Source organism: Williamsia sp. Y844, assembly GCF_056786475.1.
This window is the reverse complement of record NZ_JBXCJB010000001.1, coordinates 848461-865221: the sequence shown is the minus strand read 5'-3', so window position 1 is coordinate 865221 and position 16761 is coordinate 848461. Positions and strand designations below refer to the sequence as shown.

At 63.4% G+C, this 16761-nt stretch carries 16 protein-coding genes; 14 read left to right on the top strand and 2 right to left on the bottom strand.

Going from position 1 to position 16761, the window contains the following annotated elements:
- Nucleotides 1-4 precede the first annotated feature (4 nt).
- Entirely contained in the window at nucleotides 5-520 is a 516-nt protein-coding gene (locus AC1TQG_RS03890; RefSeq protein ID WP_482135619.1) for a TIGR04338 family metallohydrolase, read from the top strand.
- A 4-nt stretch (nucleotides 521-524) separates the two neighbouring features.
- Here AC1TQG_RS03890 and AC1TQG_RS03885 read toward each other — a convergent pair whose 3' ends face one another.
- Together AC1TQG_RS03885 and AC1TQG_RS03880 are read right to left on the bottom strand one after the other, a co-directional pair.
- On the bottom strand, nucleotides 525-1199 hold the full coding sequence (locus AC1TQG_RS03885) for a GAP family protein (RefSeq protein ID WP_482135618.1): 675 nt from the start codon (nucleotides 1197-1199) through the stop codon (nucleotides 525-527).
- A 105-nt stretch (nucleotides 1200-1304) separates the two neighbouring features.
- A complete protein-coding gene (locus AC1TQG_RS03880; RefSeq protein WP_482135617.1) occupies nucleotides 1305-3233 on the bottom strand; it encodes a CocE/NonD family hydrolase in 1929 nt (642 codons plus the stop codon).
- Nucleotides 3234-3767: 534 nt separating this feature from the next.
- Between AC1TQG_RS03880 and rplJ the strand changes: the two genes are divergently transcribed.
- The 13 genes from rplJ (at nucleotide 3768) to AC1TQG_RS03815 (ending at nucleotide 16673) form a co-directional block, all read left to right on the top strand.
- A complete protein-coding gene (gene rplJ, locus AC1TQG_RS03875; protein WP_482135616.1) occupies nucleotides 3768-4328 on the top strand; it encodes a 50S ribosomal protein L10 in 561 nt (186 codons plus the stop codon).
- A 66-nt stretch (nucleotides 4329-4394) separates the two neighbouring features.
- Nucleotides 4395-4775, top strand: a complete 381-nt coding sequence (gene rplL / locus AC1TQG_RS03870; RefSeq protein WP_482137252.1) for a 50S ribosomal protein L7/L12 — start codon at nucleotides 4395-4397, stop codon at nucleotides 4773-4775.
- A 318-nt stretch (nucleotides 4776-5093) separates the two neighbouring features.
- On the top strand, nucleotides 5094-6242 hold the full coding sequence (locus AC1TQG_RS03865; RefSeq protein ID WP_482135615.1) for an ABC transporter ATP-binding protein: 1149 nt from the start codon (nucleotides 5094-5096) through the stop codon (nucleotides 6240-6242).
- Nucleotides 6243-7049 (top strand): MlaE family ABC transporter permease, encoded by an 807-nt coding sequence (locus AC1TQG_RS03860; RefSeq protein WP_482135614.1) that lies wholly within the window; start codon nucleotides 6243-6245, stop codon nucleotides 7047-7049.
- On the top strand, nucleotides 7046-7915 hold the full coding sequence (locus AC1TQG_RS03855) for an MlaE family ABC transporter permease (protein ID WP_482137251.1): 870 nt from the start codon (nucleotides 7046-7048) through the stop codon (nucleotides 7913-7915). Before AC1TQG_RS03860 ends, AC1TQG_RS03855 begins: the two co-directional genes overlap by 4 nt.
- Nucleotides 7916-7919: 4 nt before the next feature.
- Nucleotides 7920-9272 carry an MCE family protein gene (locus AC1TQG_RS03850; RefSeq protein ID WP_482135613.1) on the top strand — a complete coding sequence of 451 codons (1353 nt, stop codon included), beginning with the start codon at nucleotides 7920-7922 and terminating at the stop codon, nucleotides 9270-9272.
- On the top strand, nucleotides 9269-10336 hold the full coding sequence (locus tag AC1TQG_RS03845; RefSeq protein ID WP_482135612.1) for an MCE family protein: 1068 nt from the start codon (nucleotides 9269-9271) through the stop codon (nucleotides 10334-10336). Before AC1TQG_RS03850 ends, AC1TQG_RS03845 begins: the two co-directional genes overlap by 4 nt.
- 58 nt (nucleotides 10337-10394) lie before the next feature.
- Nucleotides 10395-11432: an MCE family protein gene (locus AC1TQG_RS03840; protein ID WP_482135611.1), complete on the top strand. Its 1038-nt coding sequence runs from the start codon at nucleotides 10395-10397 to the stop codon at nucleotides 11430-11432.
- Complete coding sequence (locus AC1TQG_RS03835) at nucleotides 11432-12691, top strand: MCE family protein (RefSeq protein WP_482137250.1); 1260 nt, start codon at nucleotides 11432-11434, stop codon at nucleotides 12689-12691. Before AC1TQG_RS03840 ends, AC1TQG_RS03835 begins: the two co-directional genes overlap by 1 nt.
- Nucleotides 12691-13995, top strand: coding sequence for an MCE family protein (locus tag AC1TQG_RS03830; protein ID WP_482135610.1), 1305 nt, complete (start codon nucleotides 12691-12693; stop codon nucleotides 13993-13995). The genes AC1TQG_RS03835 and AC1TQG_RS03830 overlap by 1 nt, the downstream gene beginning before the upstream one ends.
- Nucleotides 13992-15233, top strand: a complete 1242-nt coding sequence (locus AC1TQG_RS03825; protein WP_482135609.1) for an MCE family protein — start codon at nucleotides 13992-13994, stop codon at nucleotides 15231-15233. The genes AC1TQG_RS03830 and AC1TQG_RS03825 overlap by 4 nt, the downstream gene beginning before the upstream one ends.
- A 100-nt stretch (nucleotides 15234-15333) precedes the next feature.
- On the top strand, nucleotides 15334-15957 hold the full coding sequence (locus AC1TQG_RS03820; RefSeq protein WP_482135608.1) for a hypothetical protein: 624 nt from the start codon (nucleotides 15334-15336) through the stop codon (nucleotides 15955-15957).
- On the top strand, nucleotides 15957-16673 hold the full coding sequence (locus AC1TQG_RS03815) for a hypothetical protein (protein WP_482135607.1): 717 nt from the start codon (nucleotides 15957-15959) through the stop codon (nucleotides 16671-16673). Before AC1TQG_RS03820 ends, AC1TQG_RS03815 begins: the two co-directional genes overlap by 1 nt.
- The last annotated feature ends 88 nt before the right edge of the window (nucleotides 16674-16761 follow it).

Below are 16761 nucleotides of genomic sequence, written 5' to 3'. Positions count from 1 at the left end.
GGCGGTGAACGTGCGCGATGGCCAGCGGTCGGCGCTGTATGCGGCAGAACGGCTGGTTCACAATGTGTTCGAGCGGGCCGCAGGCGGCGGGAACGTTCTGTCCATCGCCGGGACCACGGTCACCCTGCCACCCGAGGCGAAGTTCGGATCAGTCGACTCGGTCCGCGACTACGTCGAGCGGGTGCTGGCGATGGAAAGTGTCGTCGCCCGATTCGCCCGGGCGCGCAGCCCGGTCAGCGTCCGAACCCGTCGCGGACAACATCAGGCGCACTACGAATACGACCCCACCGGCGGCGCCGGCGTGATCGCGGTTCCGGTTGCGACGCAGGGACGTTGGGCGATGAGGGAGTTGGTGGTTCTGCACGAGCTGGCCCATCACCTGAGTCCGGGGTCGGCCATCGACAAACACGGACCGCGGTTCGCCGGAACCCTCATCGACCTGGTGGGTCTGGTGCTGGGGCCGGAAGCGGCGTTGGTCTATCGGGTCACCTTCGGCGACAGTGGGATCCGCGTCGGCTGAGCATTCAGCGGAGTCCGGTGATGCCGTTGACGATCAGCACGACGCCGATGACGGTCAGCACCGCCGCCATGATGAGACTGTTGTGCCGGATCATCTGGTCCTTGGTGGCGTCGAGCACCGACGATGCCCGATCCCCGAGAATCGCCTTCGCGATGACCGGTGCAGCGACACCCAGGGTGCCGATCGCAGCGAGAATTGCCACCGAGATGGACTGGTGGGCGACAAGTTCGGTTGCCGCCGCGATGGTTGTCGCTCCCGAGACGACGACCACCGCATTCTTCGGGTTGGTGGTGACCAGGAGAAAGCCCAGTCCGCAGGCCTTGGGCGGGGTGATGGTTTCGAACGAAGCCATCCACTTGGGCATCGGTGGCGCCGAGTCGCCCTTCGGCCGCCCGGTCCAGTTCTTCGCCGCCAATGCCAGTGCGGCCGCGCCGACCACAATCCGCACGATGTCGGCCCATCGGGACGAGCTGTCTGCGGAGTCGTCCACCGGCGCATCGACAATGGCGATCGCGACCGCCGACAACACCACGATTCCGGCGACCCAGCCGGCCAGGAACGCGACGACCGCGCGGTACTCACCCGCCGACATCAGGACCAGAACCATGACTGCGATCGGTAGCGAGATCAGGGTCAGGCCGATCCCGATCGGGACGGTCTGGGCGATCGCGTCAAACACGACCAGCCGCCCTTCGTGTGGTCGGAGTCATGGGCGCACTCGGCGGTGGGTTCGGCACGGTCGATGGTAACCGCGACGCGGTTGGGTTCGACCTCGGTCGAGTTGTTACCAGGCGGGTGTGCCGACCGCCTGGAAGGTCAGGTAGCTCTGATGGAAGGGGTCGAGGACGATCTTCTGGGTCCGGAATCCGGCCTTGATCAGGTCGGGCAGCACCGCCAAAAAACGCGGCAGACTGGCGGCGTACACATCGACCCGCAGTCGGTGTCCGGGCTCGAGGATGGCATCCGTTGCGACCAGGTCGATGTCGAGGTCGACCGGCAGGTGCGGTTCGACTTTGAGCTTGCGCTTGAAAGTCAGCGGATGGTGGGCCAGGAGCAGCGACCCGTCTTCGGCGTATTCACACAACTCCGGATCAAGCGAGCGATTCGAAGAGGTCAGTGATCCGTTCGACAGAACGGTCGAGGTGCCGTCCGGTGCAACATCATTGAGTGTGACCGCCCACAAGGCATCGGTTCCCGCACAGGTGGTGCGCAGGTGCAGGTTCACCGAGCCGGAGATCTGGACGGAATCGGATACCGGGGCCGTGGTGAACGACAGTGCGCCACGCTCTTGGAACCGGGCGTCGGTGGTGAACCATTTGCCAAGCACTCGCGTCGCACCTGCGGTCACCTGCGTCATGTCCCGCGACACGATCCCGCGGGCGTCCGGGCGAATGCCCAGCGCAGCCGGCTCGGTGTTGACGGTGGTGCCGAGACTGCCGTCGTGGACGCTGTGCTTCGACGTATCCGAATGGGCCGCAGACAGATAGAGGCGCTGCACTCGGGAGTCGTTGCGCGGGAACGACTGTCCCGACGTCCACGAACCACCCTGCTGCTGCAGCGTCACCGGACCGTATTCGTCGACACCGTTGTCGATGCCCTTGAGCCAGCGGTCGAACCAGGCGCGCTCGAGGACATCGACCCGTGGCGGCGAGACCCGTCCGCCGAAGCCGAGACCGGCATCGATGTGATAGCCGTCGGCCATGACGAGCTGCTTATGGCCGGGAGGCAGGTTGAGCTGGTTGTAGATCCGGGTTGCGCTGCGGCCGAACAGGTCGTGCCAACCGCCGAAGACGAATGTCGGTGCGGTGATCTGATCGATGTTCGGATCGCGTTCGTCGAAGTACGGATCGTCGTAGATCCGGGGATCGGACCCGGTGAGGAATCCCCTTGCCAGAGAACCGATCTCGGTCGCGGGGGAGGCGAGTCGATCCTTGAGCCAGGCGAACCCGTTGGTGCCGAGCACGTCGCCGAGTGCGGTGGACGGATTGGGAAGCCACTTGAGCAGGTTCACCCCGGCCAGCCAGATCGGGATGAACACCGACGGTGCGCCGCCGGTGATGTAGATGTCGCGAACGATGTCTTCGCAACCCTCCACCGCAAAGACGGCCTTGAGATGCGGTGATCCGTTGCCCGCGGCCTGCAGGGAGTTGATGGCCGAATACGACCAGCCGGCCATGCCGACGTTGCCATCACACCACTGCTGGCCGGCAGCCCATTCGATGACTTCGATCGAGTCCTGCTGCTCGCGGTCACCGAGGATCTGCCAGCGGCCATGAGACGAACCGGTCCCGCGGACATCGACCACCAGTTGTACGTATCCGCTCTGGACCAGCTTGCGGTTGATACCGAAGACATCGAGGATGCCGCCGGACATCGGTGGCAGGGGCAGGCGGTGGGTGGCCTGATCGATGAGGTCGAGGATCGCGCGGTTGTAGGGATTGATGCTGACGACGGTGGGCAGCGCGGTGGTGACAGCCTCGCCGGAGCGGCCGACCGGCCGGATCAACGTGGCCCGCAACCGGACACCGTCGCTCATCTCCAGGTCGACGGACCGGTCGATCGACACCGAAGCGAACTCCGGCTCGCCGTCGACCAGTTCGCGCCACCAGCGGGCGTTCGCGCCACCGGTCGGATCGCCGAGGGGGAGTGTGGGCGCAGTCCGGCTGACCCCGCGGCTCACTGCGGACTCGTACGGGCTCAACTGGTAGACCATGGCGCTCCCTCTCCACTGCCGGGAGGGATGCGGCGAGATCTCAAACCCCCGGTGCTGACCGGGGGTTTCAGGTCGCGACAACACTCCATCGTGCTGCTGGCCAGTGCTACCCGGTATTCGTGACCGGGCTCACACTGGACTGGTTGCATCAATGTAGCCGAGCGGGCGTTCGGTCGCGACAATCGGGTTAATCCGGCTTCACAAATTGATCTGGATGTGGCCGATTTGTGACCGGGAGGCACTTACCGGTAGTGTTGCCCCTTGGTGTTCGTGGGTCATATGCCCGCGGATGTCAGTTCAACCAGAGACCGTTGGTTACCGGTACGCGATTATCGCGGATCGGCCGAAGGCCCGACTTTCGTCGGCGACCCACGCAGGGTGAACGAGGTATCGCCGTCAGGTGGCATCATGCCACTTCGCTCGTGTGCGCCCCGTGCCCTTGTGCCGGGGCGTTTGTCGTTGGTGGGGCACTTGGCCCGTCCGATGCGTCGCGCTCCAACGTGCCAACCGACACGTCATGAGAGGAGGCGAAGTATGGCAAACACCGAAAAGGTTTCCGCGGTTGCGGAGATCACCGAGCAGTTCAAGGGAGCCACCGCAGCAGTTGTCACGGAATACCGTGGCCTGTCGGTCAAGCAGATCTCTGAGCTGCGTCGTTCACTCGGCGAAGGCGCCGTCTACTCCGTCGCCAAGAACACCCTGGTCAAGCGTGCCGCAGCTGATGCGGGCGTGACCGGTCTGGACGAGCTGTTCACTGGCCCCACCGCTATCGCCTTCATCGAGGGTGAACCGGTTGTGGCGGCCAAGGCGATCAAGAACTTCGCCAAGGACAACAAGGCTCTCGTCATCAAGGGTGGATTCATGGATGGCCGCGCGCTGTCCGTGGATGAGGTCAACAAGATCGCCGACCTCGAAACCCGCGAGGTACTCCTTGCACAGCTCGCCGGTGCCATGAAGGGCAACTTGGCAAAGGCCGCGGGTCTGTTCAGTCAGCCCGCATCCCAGGTCGCACGTCTTGCGGCCGCACTGCAGGAAAAGAAAGCTGCTTCCAGCAGCGAAGAAGCCGCGGTCGCACCCGCAGAAGCGGCCGAATAAAACCCCACCAACATTCCCGGGGCGCGTCACCATGCGCCCATGGGAAAGACAGAAAGGATTGCCACCATGGCGAAACTCTCATCTGACGAGCTCATCGAGCAGTTCAAAGAACTGACCCTGCTGGAACTCAGCGAGTTCGTGAAGAAGTTCGAAGATGTCTTCGAGGTCACCGCGGCTGCTCCGGTCGCCGCTGCTGCTGCCGCTCCGGCCGCCGCTGAAGCCGCTGCTGAGCAGGACGAGTTCGACGTCGTGCTCGAGTCGGCCGGCGACAAGAAGATCCAGGTCATCAAGGTCGTCCGCGAGCTCGTCTCCGGACTGGGCCTGAAGGAAGCCAAGGATCTCGTCGAGTCTGCCCCCAAGGCACTGCTCGAGAAGGTCGACAAGGATTCCGCCGCGGCAGCCAAGGCCAAGCTCGAAGAAGCCGGCGCCAAGGTTTCCGTCAAGTAATTCTGATCTGACGAGGATCTGGTTCGCCGGATCCACCCAGAACGCACAACGACCCGCAGCCTCGGCTGCGGGTCGTTTTGTTTTTCGTCAGAGCAATTTTCTACGTCGTCGGACGGTGACGGAAGTTACTCGCCGGTAACCGGATTTTTCCTCTACCTGCGGCAACCGCGACCGAACGGCGTCACCCATGTCGGGACTCCGGTATGACCGAGTCTGTGAATCCGTCGACAGCGCGTTTATTCATCACGTCCTGTGGGTTAGAGTGAGCCGAACCACAGGTTCCGCGACGGGGGCGGACTTCATTTGGAGGGCATTTCAGTGGGTGTTGAGGTCAGTGTCGAGGGGCTCACGAAGTCGTTCGGGTCGCAGAATATTTGGCGTGATGTCTCGCTGACCTTGCCGCAGGGCGAGGTGAGTGTTCTGTTGGGCCCGTCCGGTACGGGTAAGTCGGTGTTCCTCAAGTCGCTGATCGGGTTGCTGCATCCCGAGCAGGGGTCGGTGATCGTCGATGGCACCGACATCACGAAGTGTTCCTCGCGTGAGCTCTATGAGATCCGCAAACTGTTCGGTGTCCTCTTCCAGGACGGTGCGTTGTTCGGGTCGATGAGCCTGTTCGACAACATCGCGTTCCCGCTTCGTGAACACACGAAGAAAAAGGAAGACGAGATCCGTCAGATCGTGATGGACAAGATCGAGCTGGTCGGTCTGACCGGTGCCGAGCACAAGCTGCCCGGTGAGATCTCCGGTGGTATGCGCAAGCGCGCCGGTCTGGCCCGCGCCCTGGTCCTCGATCCCCAGATCATCCTGTGCGACGAGCCCGACTCGGGTCTGGACCCTGTCCGCACCGCCTACCTGTCGCAGCTGCTGATCGACATCAATGCCCAGATCGACGCCACGATTTTGATCGTGACCCACAACATCCAGGTCGCCAGGACCGTGCCCGACAACATCGGCATGCTCTTCCGCAAGGAACTGGTGATGTTCGGTCCGCGTGAGGTGCTGCTGACATCGGACGAGCCGGTGGTTGATCAGTTCCTCAACGGCCGTCGCATCGGACCCATCGGTATGTCCGAGGAAAAGGACGACGCGCAGCAGAAGCGCGAGCAGGAGATGGTCGATGCCGGCCACTCCGACGGTGGTACCGCCGAGGATGTCCGCGGTATCGTCCCGCAGCTACAGGCCACCCCGGGATTGCCCGAGCGTAAGGCTGTCGGACGTCGTCAGGCCCGAGTCCGTGAGATCTTGCATACGCTGCCACCGGCCGCGCAGAAGGCGATCGAGGAGAGCTTCGTGCAGGAAGACGCTGCGCAAGAGAATCAGCGGCAGGCCGCGCATCGGATGGCTCCGGCCGGGGCCGGAGCGTATGACCAGACCCAGGGTTATGCGCAGACGCAACCCCCCTACGTCGATTCTGATGCTCAGACCGAGCAGTTCCCCCCGTACCGGCCCGGGGACAAGGCTCTGTAGATGACAAGTGCCACCACGCGTGGTGTCGATCGGGTTGCAAAAGCCGGTACGGGCGCGCTCGCTCAAACCGGCAATATTGTTCAGCTGTTCGTCGATGTCGCACGCCAAACGTTTGTGCGTCCTTTTCAATGGCGCGAGTTCATCCAGCAGGCCTGGTTCATCGCAAGTGTGACCATCCTGCCGACCGCACTTGTCGCCATCCCGTTCGGCGCGATCGTGTCACTGCAGACCGGATCGCTGATCCGGCAGCTCGGCGCCGAATCGTTCACCGGTGCGGCCAGCGTGCTGGTGGTGATCCAGCAGGGCGCACCCCTGGTGACGTCGCTGCTGGTGGCAGGTGCCGCCGGATCGGCGGTCACCGCCGATCTCGGCTCCCGGACGATTCGTGAAGAGATCGACGCGATGAAGGTGCTGGGTATCAACCCGGTTCAGCGTCTTGTCGTCCCGCGTGTGCTGGCCATGATCCTGGTGGCCGTACTGCTGTGTGGCCTGGTTTCTGTTGTCGGTATCGGCGGAGGCTATTTCTTCAACGTCATCGTGCAAGACGGAACACCGGGTGCTTATCTGGCATCATTCAGCGCGCTTGCGCAATTGCCGGACATATACGTGGCCGAGATCAAGGCCGCGGTGTTCGGTGTGATCGCCGGAGTGGTCGCGGCGTACAAGGGACTCAATCCCAAGGGTGGTCCCAAGGGTGTCGGTGATGCGGTCAACCAGGGTGTTGTCATCACCTTCCTGCTGTTGTTCTTCGCAAACCTGATCATCACTGCGGTCTACCTGCAGATCGTTCCGGCCAAGGGTTCATAGGAGAACAGGTGACGATCGCGAAAGGCAGAGGAGAGCTCGGCTACCGCGCAGGCAAGATCGCGCGCATTCCGTTACGGGTCCTCGACGGCGCAGGCGACCAGATGTCGTTCTACGGACGCGCCATCGGGTGGTCGCCGCGCACCATCCGCCGCTATCCCAAAGAGCTGCTGCGGCTGCTCGCCGAGGTCGCATTCGGATCGGGTGGACTCGCCGTCATCGGCGGCACCATCGGCGTGATGATCCTGATGTCCGGCTTCACCGGTGTCGTCGTCGGGTTGCAGGGCGCCAACGCGCTCGACCAGCTCGGTTCGCAAGCCCTGACTGGATTCCTCGCCGCGTATGCCAACACCCGTGAGGTCGCACCACTCGTCGCCGGCCTCGCGTTGTCGGCGACCGTGGGTTGTGGTTTCACTGCGCAGCTCGGCGCCATGCGGATCTCGGAAGAAATCGACGCACTCGAGACGATGGCCGTGCCGTCGATCCCGTTCCTCGTGACCACCCGCGTGCTGGCCGGCTTTGTTGCCGTCATCCCGCTGTACGTGCTCGGACTGCTGTCGGCCTACTTCGCGTCGAGACTGATAGCCACGCAGTTCACCGGCCAGTCGTCCGGTTCCTACGACCACTACTTCAACCTGTTCCTGCCCCCGGAAGATGTGCTCTGGTCGTTCGGCAAGGTGCTGGTCTTTGCCTTCGTGATCATCCTCGTCCACTGCTACTACGGCTACTACGCCACCGGCGGTCCTGCCGGTGTCGGTGTGGCGGTCGGGCACGCCGTGCGCGCAGCTCTGGTGATCATCGCGATCCTCGACTTCTTCTTGGGCCTGGCCATCTGGGGCACCACCACGTCCGTACGAGTGGGGGGCTAACCCGATGCAGGCACTACGCCGCCGGGCCTTGGGCCTGGTGTTCTTCCTCGTTGTCGCATTGTTCTTGACGCTGACGATCATGCAGTACAACAAGTCGTTCACCAGCACGGTGGATGTGAAGCTCCTGACCTCGTCGGCGGGCAATGCACTGCCGACCAACGCCGATGTGAAGGTCCGCGGGCTCATCATCGGTGAGGTCAGCAACGTCGCACCGGACATCGAAGACGGCTCGGTCATCGTCACCCTCGCGCTGCAGCCCGACAAGGTCGAGTTGCTGCCGACCGACACCACCGCGCGCATCCTGCCCAAGACCCTTTTCGGTGAGCGCTATGTGGCGTTGCAGATCCCCGATGGCCAGGAGGGCTCGTCGGCCGATCATCTGTCCAGCGGGTCGACCATCGAACAGGACCAATCGGGTAACGCCGTGGAACTCCAGCAACTGTTCGATGAGCTGTTGCCGGTCCTCGACGCGATCCCGCCTGCCGATCTGAACGTGACGTTGTCGGCGTTGTCGAAGGCCTTGGCAGGCAACGGCGAGAAGTTGGGGACGAGCCTGTCCGAGCTCAACACGATCTTCTCCGAGATCAACGACAACATGCCCGAACTGCAGGGCACTCTGCGGGGACTGGCGAGTTTCTCCCAGACCTACTCCGAGGCTTTGCCCGACCTGGTGGATTCGTTGGACAACCTGCGCACGACAACCAACACGCTGTACGAGAAGCAAGGTGACCTGCGGACCACCATCGCCGCGGTCACCCAGGTCGCCATCGACGGCACCAACTTCCTGGTCACCAACCGGCAGGATCTGGTCGATCTGGCCATCGAGTCCGAACCGCTGCTCACAGCGCTGGCCAAGCAGTCGCCTGCGTTCGGATGCACGTTCGAGAACTTCGCCGGACTCGTGCCGGAGGCCGATGTCATCACCGGGCTGGGCACCGAGAACCCCGGTGTCCGGGTGAACCTGCAGTTCGTGAACCCGCGGGGTCGGTACCTGCCCAACCAGGACGAACCGCGCCTGTTCGATGAACGTGGACCGATCTGCTACGCACCGGCGACCAACGGCAGACCGTTCCCGCAGTACCCGGGTGGTTCGGTGAACGACGGCTCCTATCAGCCGCCGTCCCGCAATGCCGGTCCGCGCAACGTTCCCCAGATGCCGGCAGCGCAGTACTCGACGATGCCCGAGGGCTCGGCATCGGAGCAGAAGTCGGTCACGAACTACAACGATCCGAGGAACAAGCTCCAGATGCAGGCCATCGTGGCGGCCTCGGCCGGTAAGGATCCCTCCGAGGTCCCGGGCTGGATCACGCTGCTCGCCGCGTCCACCGTGCAGGGAGCCCAGGTGACCATCAAATGAAGGGCTTGGTTGCTCCACTCATCAAACTGATCGTGTTCGCGGTGGTCACCGTGTTCGCGACGTCGGTGCTCGCGTTCGCCGTTGCCAACGGTGGCAGCGGAGGCGGCACCGATTTCAAGGCGATCTTCGAAGACGCGACCCAGGTCGCACCGGGTGATGACGTCCGGATCGCGGGCGTTCGCGTCGGCCAGGTCAGCGGCGTCGAGATCCACGATCGCACCCAGGCCAAGGTCAGCTTCTCGGTCGACCGCGACCGGCTCCCGGCCGGGGTCAGGGTGGTTATCAAGCTCCGAAACCTCACCGGCCAGCGCTACCTGGCCCTCGAGAAGGGGCCGGGCGATCAGACCCAGACCATCGGCGGTGGATCCACCATCGGACTGCCCAACACGGTCGAGGCGATCAACCTCACCGAGCTGTTCAACGGATTCAAGCCGCTGTTCCAGCAACTGACGGCCGACGACGTGAACAAGCTGTCGGCATCGATCATCCAGGTCTTCCAAGGGGAGAGCGGCACGATTTCGGAACTGGTCCGCGACACCGCCAGCCTGACCAACACGATCGCCGACAGAGACGCGGTGATCGGCAGCCTGATCGACAACCTCAATGCGGTGCTCGGCAACCTGAACGCGCATGACGATCAGTTCACGGCGTTGCTGACCAACACCGAGAAGTTCGTGACCGGTCTTGCCGCGCAGAAGGACTCAGTCGGGTCGGCGATCACGTCGTTGTCCAACCTGACCGCGGTGACGGCCTCGATCCTGCAGCCCACCCGGCCGTCCATCCAGGGTTCGATCGCAGCCCTCAACGACCTCGGAACCACGATCGTGGAACAGCAGGACTCGATCAAACAGACGCTGACCACGCTGCCCGTCAAGCTCCAGAAGATCGGCCGGGCAGCCACGTTCGGCTCGTGGTTCCAGTTCTATCTCTGTGGTTTGGACGTGACCGCCGGAAACGGTTCGAGTGTGCTACTGACACAGCCACTGGTCCCGCTGCCGGACATCAATCATGTCCTCTACACCAGCGCTGCGACCCGCTGCTGGGCGAACGAGGACCCGCCGTGATGTCGACAAACAGGAACATGACAACGCGCAGACAGACGCACGGTAGGGGGGTGACGCTATGAGTGATCGACGACCAGGTGAGGGCAGAAGCCCGGTGACCGTGGGGTTCCTCGGCATCCTGATCCTGCTGATGGTGTCGATGTCCGCCTTCTTCCTCAACTCACTGCCGCTGCTCGGGGCGGGTGTCACCTACGCCGCGAACTTCTCCGAGGCGGCCGGGCTCAAACCCGGCGCCGAGGTACGCGTCGCAGGCGTCAAGGTGGGCGATGTGCGCGCGGTCGACCTCGACGGCGACAAGGTCCGGGTCGAGATGCGCGTGAACAACGCCTGGATCGGCAACCAGACCAAGGCGTCCATCCAGATCAAAACCGTTCTGGGGCAGAAGTACATCGCGCTCGATCCGCAGGGCAGCAAGATCGCCGACCCCGACGAGGTCATCCCGCTGAGCCGGACCACGTCGCCCTACGACGTGATCGAGGCGTTCTCTGACGCAGCCGAACAGGTCGACGAACTCGACACCGACCAGCTTGCGACGAGTATGCGCACGCTCTCGGATGCGTTCTCGGGAACACCTGCCGACCTGCGGTCGTCGCTCGACGGCCTGACCCGGCTCTCGGAGACCATCGCCAGCCGCGATCAGAAGGTGCAGGAGCTGCTGGCGGCCACCAAGGACACCTCCAAGCTCCTGGCCGACCGGAACAACGAGTTCGAACGGCTGATCTCCGGGGCAGGGGAGTTGCTGACCGAACTCAACAATCGTCAGCAGTCGATCTCGACCCTGTTGTCGAGCACGATCACGTTGTCGGATGCGTTGTCGGGCATCGTCAAAGACAACCAGGAACAGATCGGTCCAACGCTCGAAACCCTCAAGCAGGTGATTGTGATCCTTCAGGATCAGAACGAGAATCTGCGGCAGTCGCTGACCTACATGGCACCGTTCTACCGGCTCTACACCAACGTGCTCGGTAACGGTCGCTGGTTCGAGTCCGTGGTCACCAACATCCTGCCGCCGGCATTGCCGCAGCAGAACACCACACGGCCTCCCGTCAAGAACAAGACAACACTCAACAGCGGCGGAACGGAGGCAGGCGGATGATGACCACGGCACGCGACCTCCAGGGCACCCGGGGACCCGGGCGCTGGTTCACTCCCAAACACATCGTGTTCATCGTCATCGGGCTGATCCTGGCGCTGCTGATCGCCGGCTCGATGTGGTGGGTTTTCAAGCGCGTCACCAGCACCACGGTGACCGCGGATTTCCGGAGCAGTGTCGGCATCTATGAGGGCAGCGATGTCCGGGTGCTCGGTGTTGCCGTGGGGCGGGTGACCGAGGTGACCCCGCAGGGTGACCAGGTCCGCGTGAAGATGCGCGTCGACGGCAGTGTGAACCTGCCGGCCGATGTCGGTGCCGCGCAGATCACGCCGTCCGTGGTCGCCGACCGATACGTTCAGCTCACCCCGGTCTACATCGAAGGGCCAAAGGCCCCGCAGAGCTTCACCCTTCCCATCGAGAAGACGATGGTCCCGGTGGAGGTCGACGAGCTCTATGCCAGCGTCGAGAAGCTGTCTACGGCGCTCGGGCCCGAAGGCGCCAACAAGGACGGTGCGGTCTCGGAACTGGTGGCCACCGGCGCCGAGAACCTGGGCGACAACGGTGAGGCGCTGGGGGAGACCATCCGCGGACTGTCGAAAGCTGCGGACACCCTCAGTGAGTCGCGCGGCAACATCGTCGACACGATCAAGAACCTCGACAGCTTTGTCGGAATGCTGGCCGAAAACGATCAGCAGGTGCGCCGATTCAACACGCAGATGGCCTCGTTCAACACCTTCCTGGCCGGTGAACGCGAACAGCTCGGTACCGCTCTGGACAAGTTGTCGGTGGCACTCGGTGATGTCGCGGGATTCGTTCAGGACAACCGTGAGGCGCTCGGCGACGCGGTCGAAGGCCTGATCCCGACCACCCAGATGTTGGTGGACACAAAGGAATACCAGAAGGAAATCCTGGAAGTGCTCCCGGTGACCCTGTCGAACCTGGTCAACGCCTACAACGCGGAGTCGGGGACACTCGACCTGCATTTGACGTTGCCCGAGTTGCAGAACCTGCTCGGCGCACAGTGTGGCCTGCTCGATCTGGGCAAGCTCAAGCCCGGTGACCCGGCGTTCGAACAGTTCAGCTCAACCCTGCGGCCGATCATCGACCAGTGCAAGGACGTTGCCGAGCAGATCAACGACGGCATCACGACGCCGACGCTGAACCTGCCGTTCGGCATCATGAGCAACGAGAACAACCAGAATCGCGGTCCCGTCCCAGGAACGGTGCCCGGTACTCCGGCACCGGGATTGGGTGGCAACTGATGAACCGGTGGTTCAAGGCGGGCGCTGCAGCGCTGATCGGCGCTGCGGTGATCGCGGTGGGTGGTTGCGGTAGTCAGGGCCTCCAGTCGGTCCCGCTACCCGGCGGTGCGCCGCTGGGGGACAACCCGCGGACGTACAAGCTCCAGTTCATCGATGTGCTCGATCTGGTGCCGCAGTCGACGGTGAAGTTCAACGGCGTCGAGGTGGGCCGGGTCCAGGAGATCAAGGTCGCGCCCGACAAGTGGACGGCCGAGATCACCATCGAGGTGCAGAATCGCGTCGACCTCTCCGACCAGGCGCGCGCCGAGATCCAGCAGACGAACCTCCTCGGTGAGAAGTACGTGGCGCTGGAAGATCCGCAAGAGAACGCAGATCTGCCCCGGCAGAATCCGGCCGAGGTCATCGGATGTCCCGGTGTCGGCGACGCCGACTGCCGCACCCGCACCGCAACGGACATCGAACAGGTCCTGGGTGCGTTGTCGCTGCTGCTCAACGGAGGCGGTGTGGCACAGATCAAACCGATCGTCGACGAGCTGAACACGGCGCTAGAGGGTCGTCAGACCGAGGTCAAGGGTCTGCTGGACGAGACCGCACGCCTGATCAACGGGCTCGACGAGCAGAAGAACAACATCGTCACCGCGCTCGACGGACTCGACGCCTTGTCGACCCGGGCCCGCGCCCAGACCGACCAGATCAATCGGGTGCTCGATGAATTGCCGAAGGGCGTAAAGGTTCTCGAGGAGCAGCGGCCGCAGTTCGTGACGATGCTCCAGCAACTCGACAGCCTCGGCGACGCCGGCGTTGCGGTCCTCGGGACTGCCCGCGACGAGATCATCACCGATCTCAAGGCATTGCGACCGGTGCTGCAGTCCCTCGCGGGGGCTGCTCCGGACATCGTCACCGCGGCGCCCCTGTTGTTCACCTACCCCTTCCCGGACAACCTGTTGCCTGGCGTGATCGGTGATTCGACCAACCTGTTCGCCAACCTCGATCTACGGCTGCTCAATCAGCTCGAGGCACTTGGTGTCGGGCAGGGTGATCCGGTGTACAGCCCGCCGCGGACCGGGCCGACACCCAAGATCGATCCGAAGAATCCCTACTACAACGGCAACGGACCGCGTCTGGGGTGGCCGACCATCACGTTGCTGCCGTTGCCCAACGCGCAACCGGGCCCGAACACTCCGCCCTCGGGCGGACAGTACGCGCTGATGCCGGAAGAACGGGGCAGTCAGAGCTTCATCGAGGGGCCGTTGAATCTGTTGACCAATGCCAATACCGGACCGTCCGAAGGTGGTGGGTCATGATCTCCAAGATCGCGAAATGGCAGCTCATCGTCTTTGTGGTCGTCGGTCTGATCGCGCTGGTCTATGTCGGTGCCACGTATGCCCGGCTGGACCGGCTGGTGGGCATCGGTTCGTACACGGTCAAGGCCGAGTTCGCCGATTCCGGCGGCATCTTCACCAACGGTGAGGTGACCTACCGCGGTGTGCCGGTCGGCCGCGTCGGTCCGTTGACGCTGCAACCCGACGGTGTCCAGGTCGAACTGGTCCTCGATTCCGGTGGCCCGAAGATCCCGGACTCGGCGATGGCAGTCGTCGCGAACCGATCGGCGATCGGTGAGCAGTACGTGGATCTGCGGCCCAAGAACAACTCTGGGCCGTATCTCAAAGAGGGGTCGGTCATCACCGACACGCAGATCCCGCCGCCGCTGCAGGATGTGCTGAAGTCCGCAGTCGACTTCACCGGCTCGATCCCGGTGGACGATCTGCGGACCGTGGTGACGGAATTGGGCAAGGCATTCAATGGCAATGCCGACAATTTGGAGTCGCTGGTCGATTCGCTGTCGAACCTGTCCAAGGCGGGTCTGGACAATCTGCCGCAGACGATTTCGCTGATCCAGAACAGTGACACCGTGCTCGGAACCCAGGCCGATCAATCGGACGAGATCCTGGCGTGGTCACGCAATCTGGAACTGGTGACGCAGACGCTGCAGGCCTCTGATCCGGCCATCCGGCGACTGCTGACGACCGGTACCGCAAGCGCCACCCAGATCTCACAACTGTTGCAGGACAGCGGCGGTGACATCACCACGGTGGTCCGCAATCTCGCCGAGACGGTCAACACGATCGCCCCGACGTTCTATGGCATCAGCCCGGCGCTGGCGTTGCTCTCGGCACTGTCGAGCGGTAGCTACGGCCCGACCCCCGGTGATGGCACCATCCACTTCGGAATCGTGCTCGAGGTCAACAATCCGCCCGCCTGCACGGTCGGTTACGAGAGCACCGAGGCGATCATCGCGGCGGAGAAGGCCAAGAACCCGGACTTCGACCCCAACTACGACGACTTCCCGTTCAACACCGAGGCCAATTGTGATGTGGCACAGGGAAATCCGACTGGAGTACGAAGTGCGGACCGGGCGCAGTTCGCTGACCCGAACACGCCTCAGCCGTGGGACAACAACCCGAAGAAGATGCCCGACACCCTCAATCTGAATCCCATTGCGCGACAGATGGCTGCGCTGTTGGGCGTGCGGGAGAAGTGATTGTGGCGGAGACGAAGCCGCAGGCGGAGCTCGACCATATGTCGGAGACGAAGCCGGAGGCGGAGCTCGACCCGTTGGCACCGTGTACCTTTGGCGGGCGATGACTACGACTTCTACTTCTGAGCCCGGCGGCAAGCGACATCTCGGTTCGCAGCAACTGTGGCTGCGAGTGTGTGCTGCCCTCGCGGCGGTCGCTCTCGTGGCCGCGGTGGTGTGCGCGGGCTGGTTCGGTTACCGGTGGATCGACTCCGCCTTTTTCGGTGTGCAGAACACCCAGGAGGTCCGGGACGACGCACAGGACGGCGCCGAGCAGGTCATCCTCAACGTCACCAACATCGACCCGAAGAATCTGTCGGCATTTCGCGAGCAGGTGGACTCGTCGTTGACGGGCAAGGCCCGCACGCAGATCACCGCGGAAGACTTCGAGACGCTCACCAAGCAGGTCGACGAGAACGGCGACAACACCGCGACACTGACGTCCGTGATCAAGCGCAGCGGCGTGGTCGAGTTCAACAAAGAGGACAAGACCGCCAAGGTGCTCGTGTACGTGGACGTCACCAGCGCCGTCCCGGGCGCGCAGCCGGCCACGTCCAACATGGGTTTCTCGGTTGATGTGGTCGACGTCGACGGTGGGTGGAAGGCCTCGGACATCCAATCGATCGACGCGATCGGACTGCAGGATCCGGCAGGCACCACCACCGCCCCGACCACAGGGGGTAACTGATGTCAGGTCCACGTAAGCCGGCCCGTCCGGGTTCGAATGCGCCACGCGGCAAGGTGCGGGTCGCCGGTAGCGGGCCGTCATCCGGCACTGCGCCCGATCGAGCCACGGACGCCGTCGACGACAAATCCGTCTCTCTCACGAAGGCGTCCTCGCCTGCGAACGCCTCGTCGAAGGCCGGTCCGCGAGCCCCCTCGGCCCCGACTCCCGAGTCGGGATTCCTGAGCTGGCGCAAGGTCGCGGTTGTTGCCGGTATCGCGCTGGTGGTCGGGGTGTTCGCGATCATCGCGGCGTTCAAGCCCGGTGTGTCGGAATCCGGATCGAACCTCGCATTCACCAGTGCGTCGGATACGAGTGCGCTCAAGGCGCAGGCCGGCGACCGGATCTGTGCGGTGCTGTCGGTGGATCCCACGAAGTTCGACGACTGGGCCAACAACGCCAAGACCGGTCTCACCGGTGAGGCGTTGACGCAGTTCAACGAATATCAGACGACCACCAAGGACCTGGCCGCGCAGAGCGGGCAGGGCGCAGAATGCCAGGTCGACATGGTTGCGGTCAGCCACATGGACGACTCGAATGCGACCGTCATCACCACCATGATCATCAGCAGCACCCAGCAGGGTGTGGCGGTCATGGGTGGACCCGGTCAGGCCCGTACCGAACTCGGCCTACAGAAGATCGATGGCCAGTGGTTGATCAGCCGCATCTCTGATTTTTAACCTCAAAAACCGCGCGTTCCTCTTGACGCGGGGCCTTCTTGGTTGCAGTCTGTTCGCAGTAACTCCGTGGGGTTGTTTACGTGCGCCC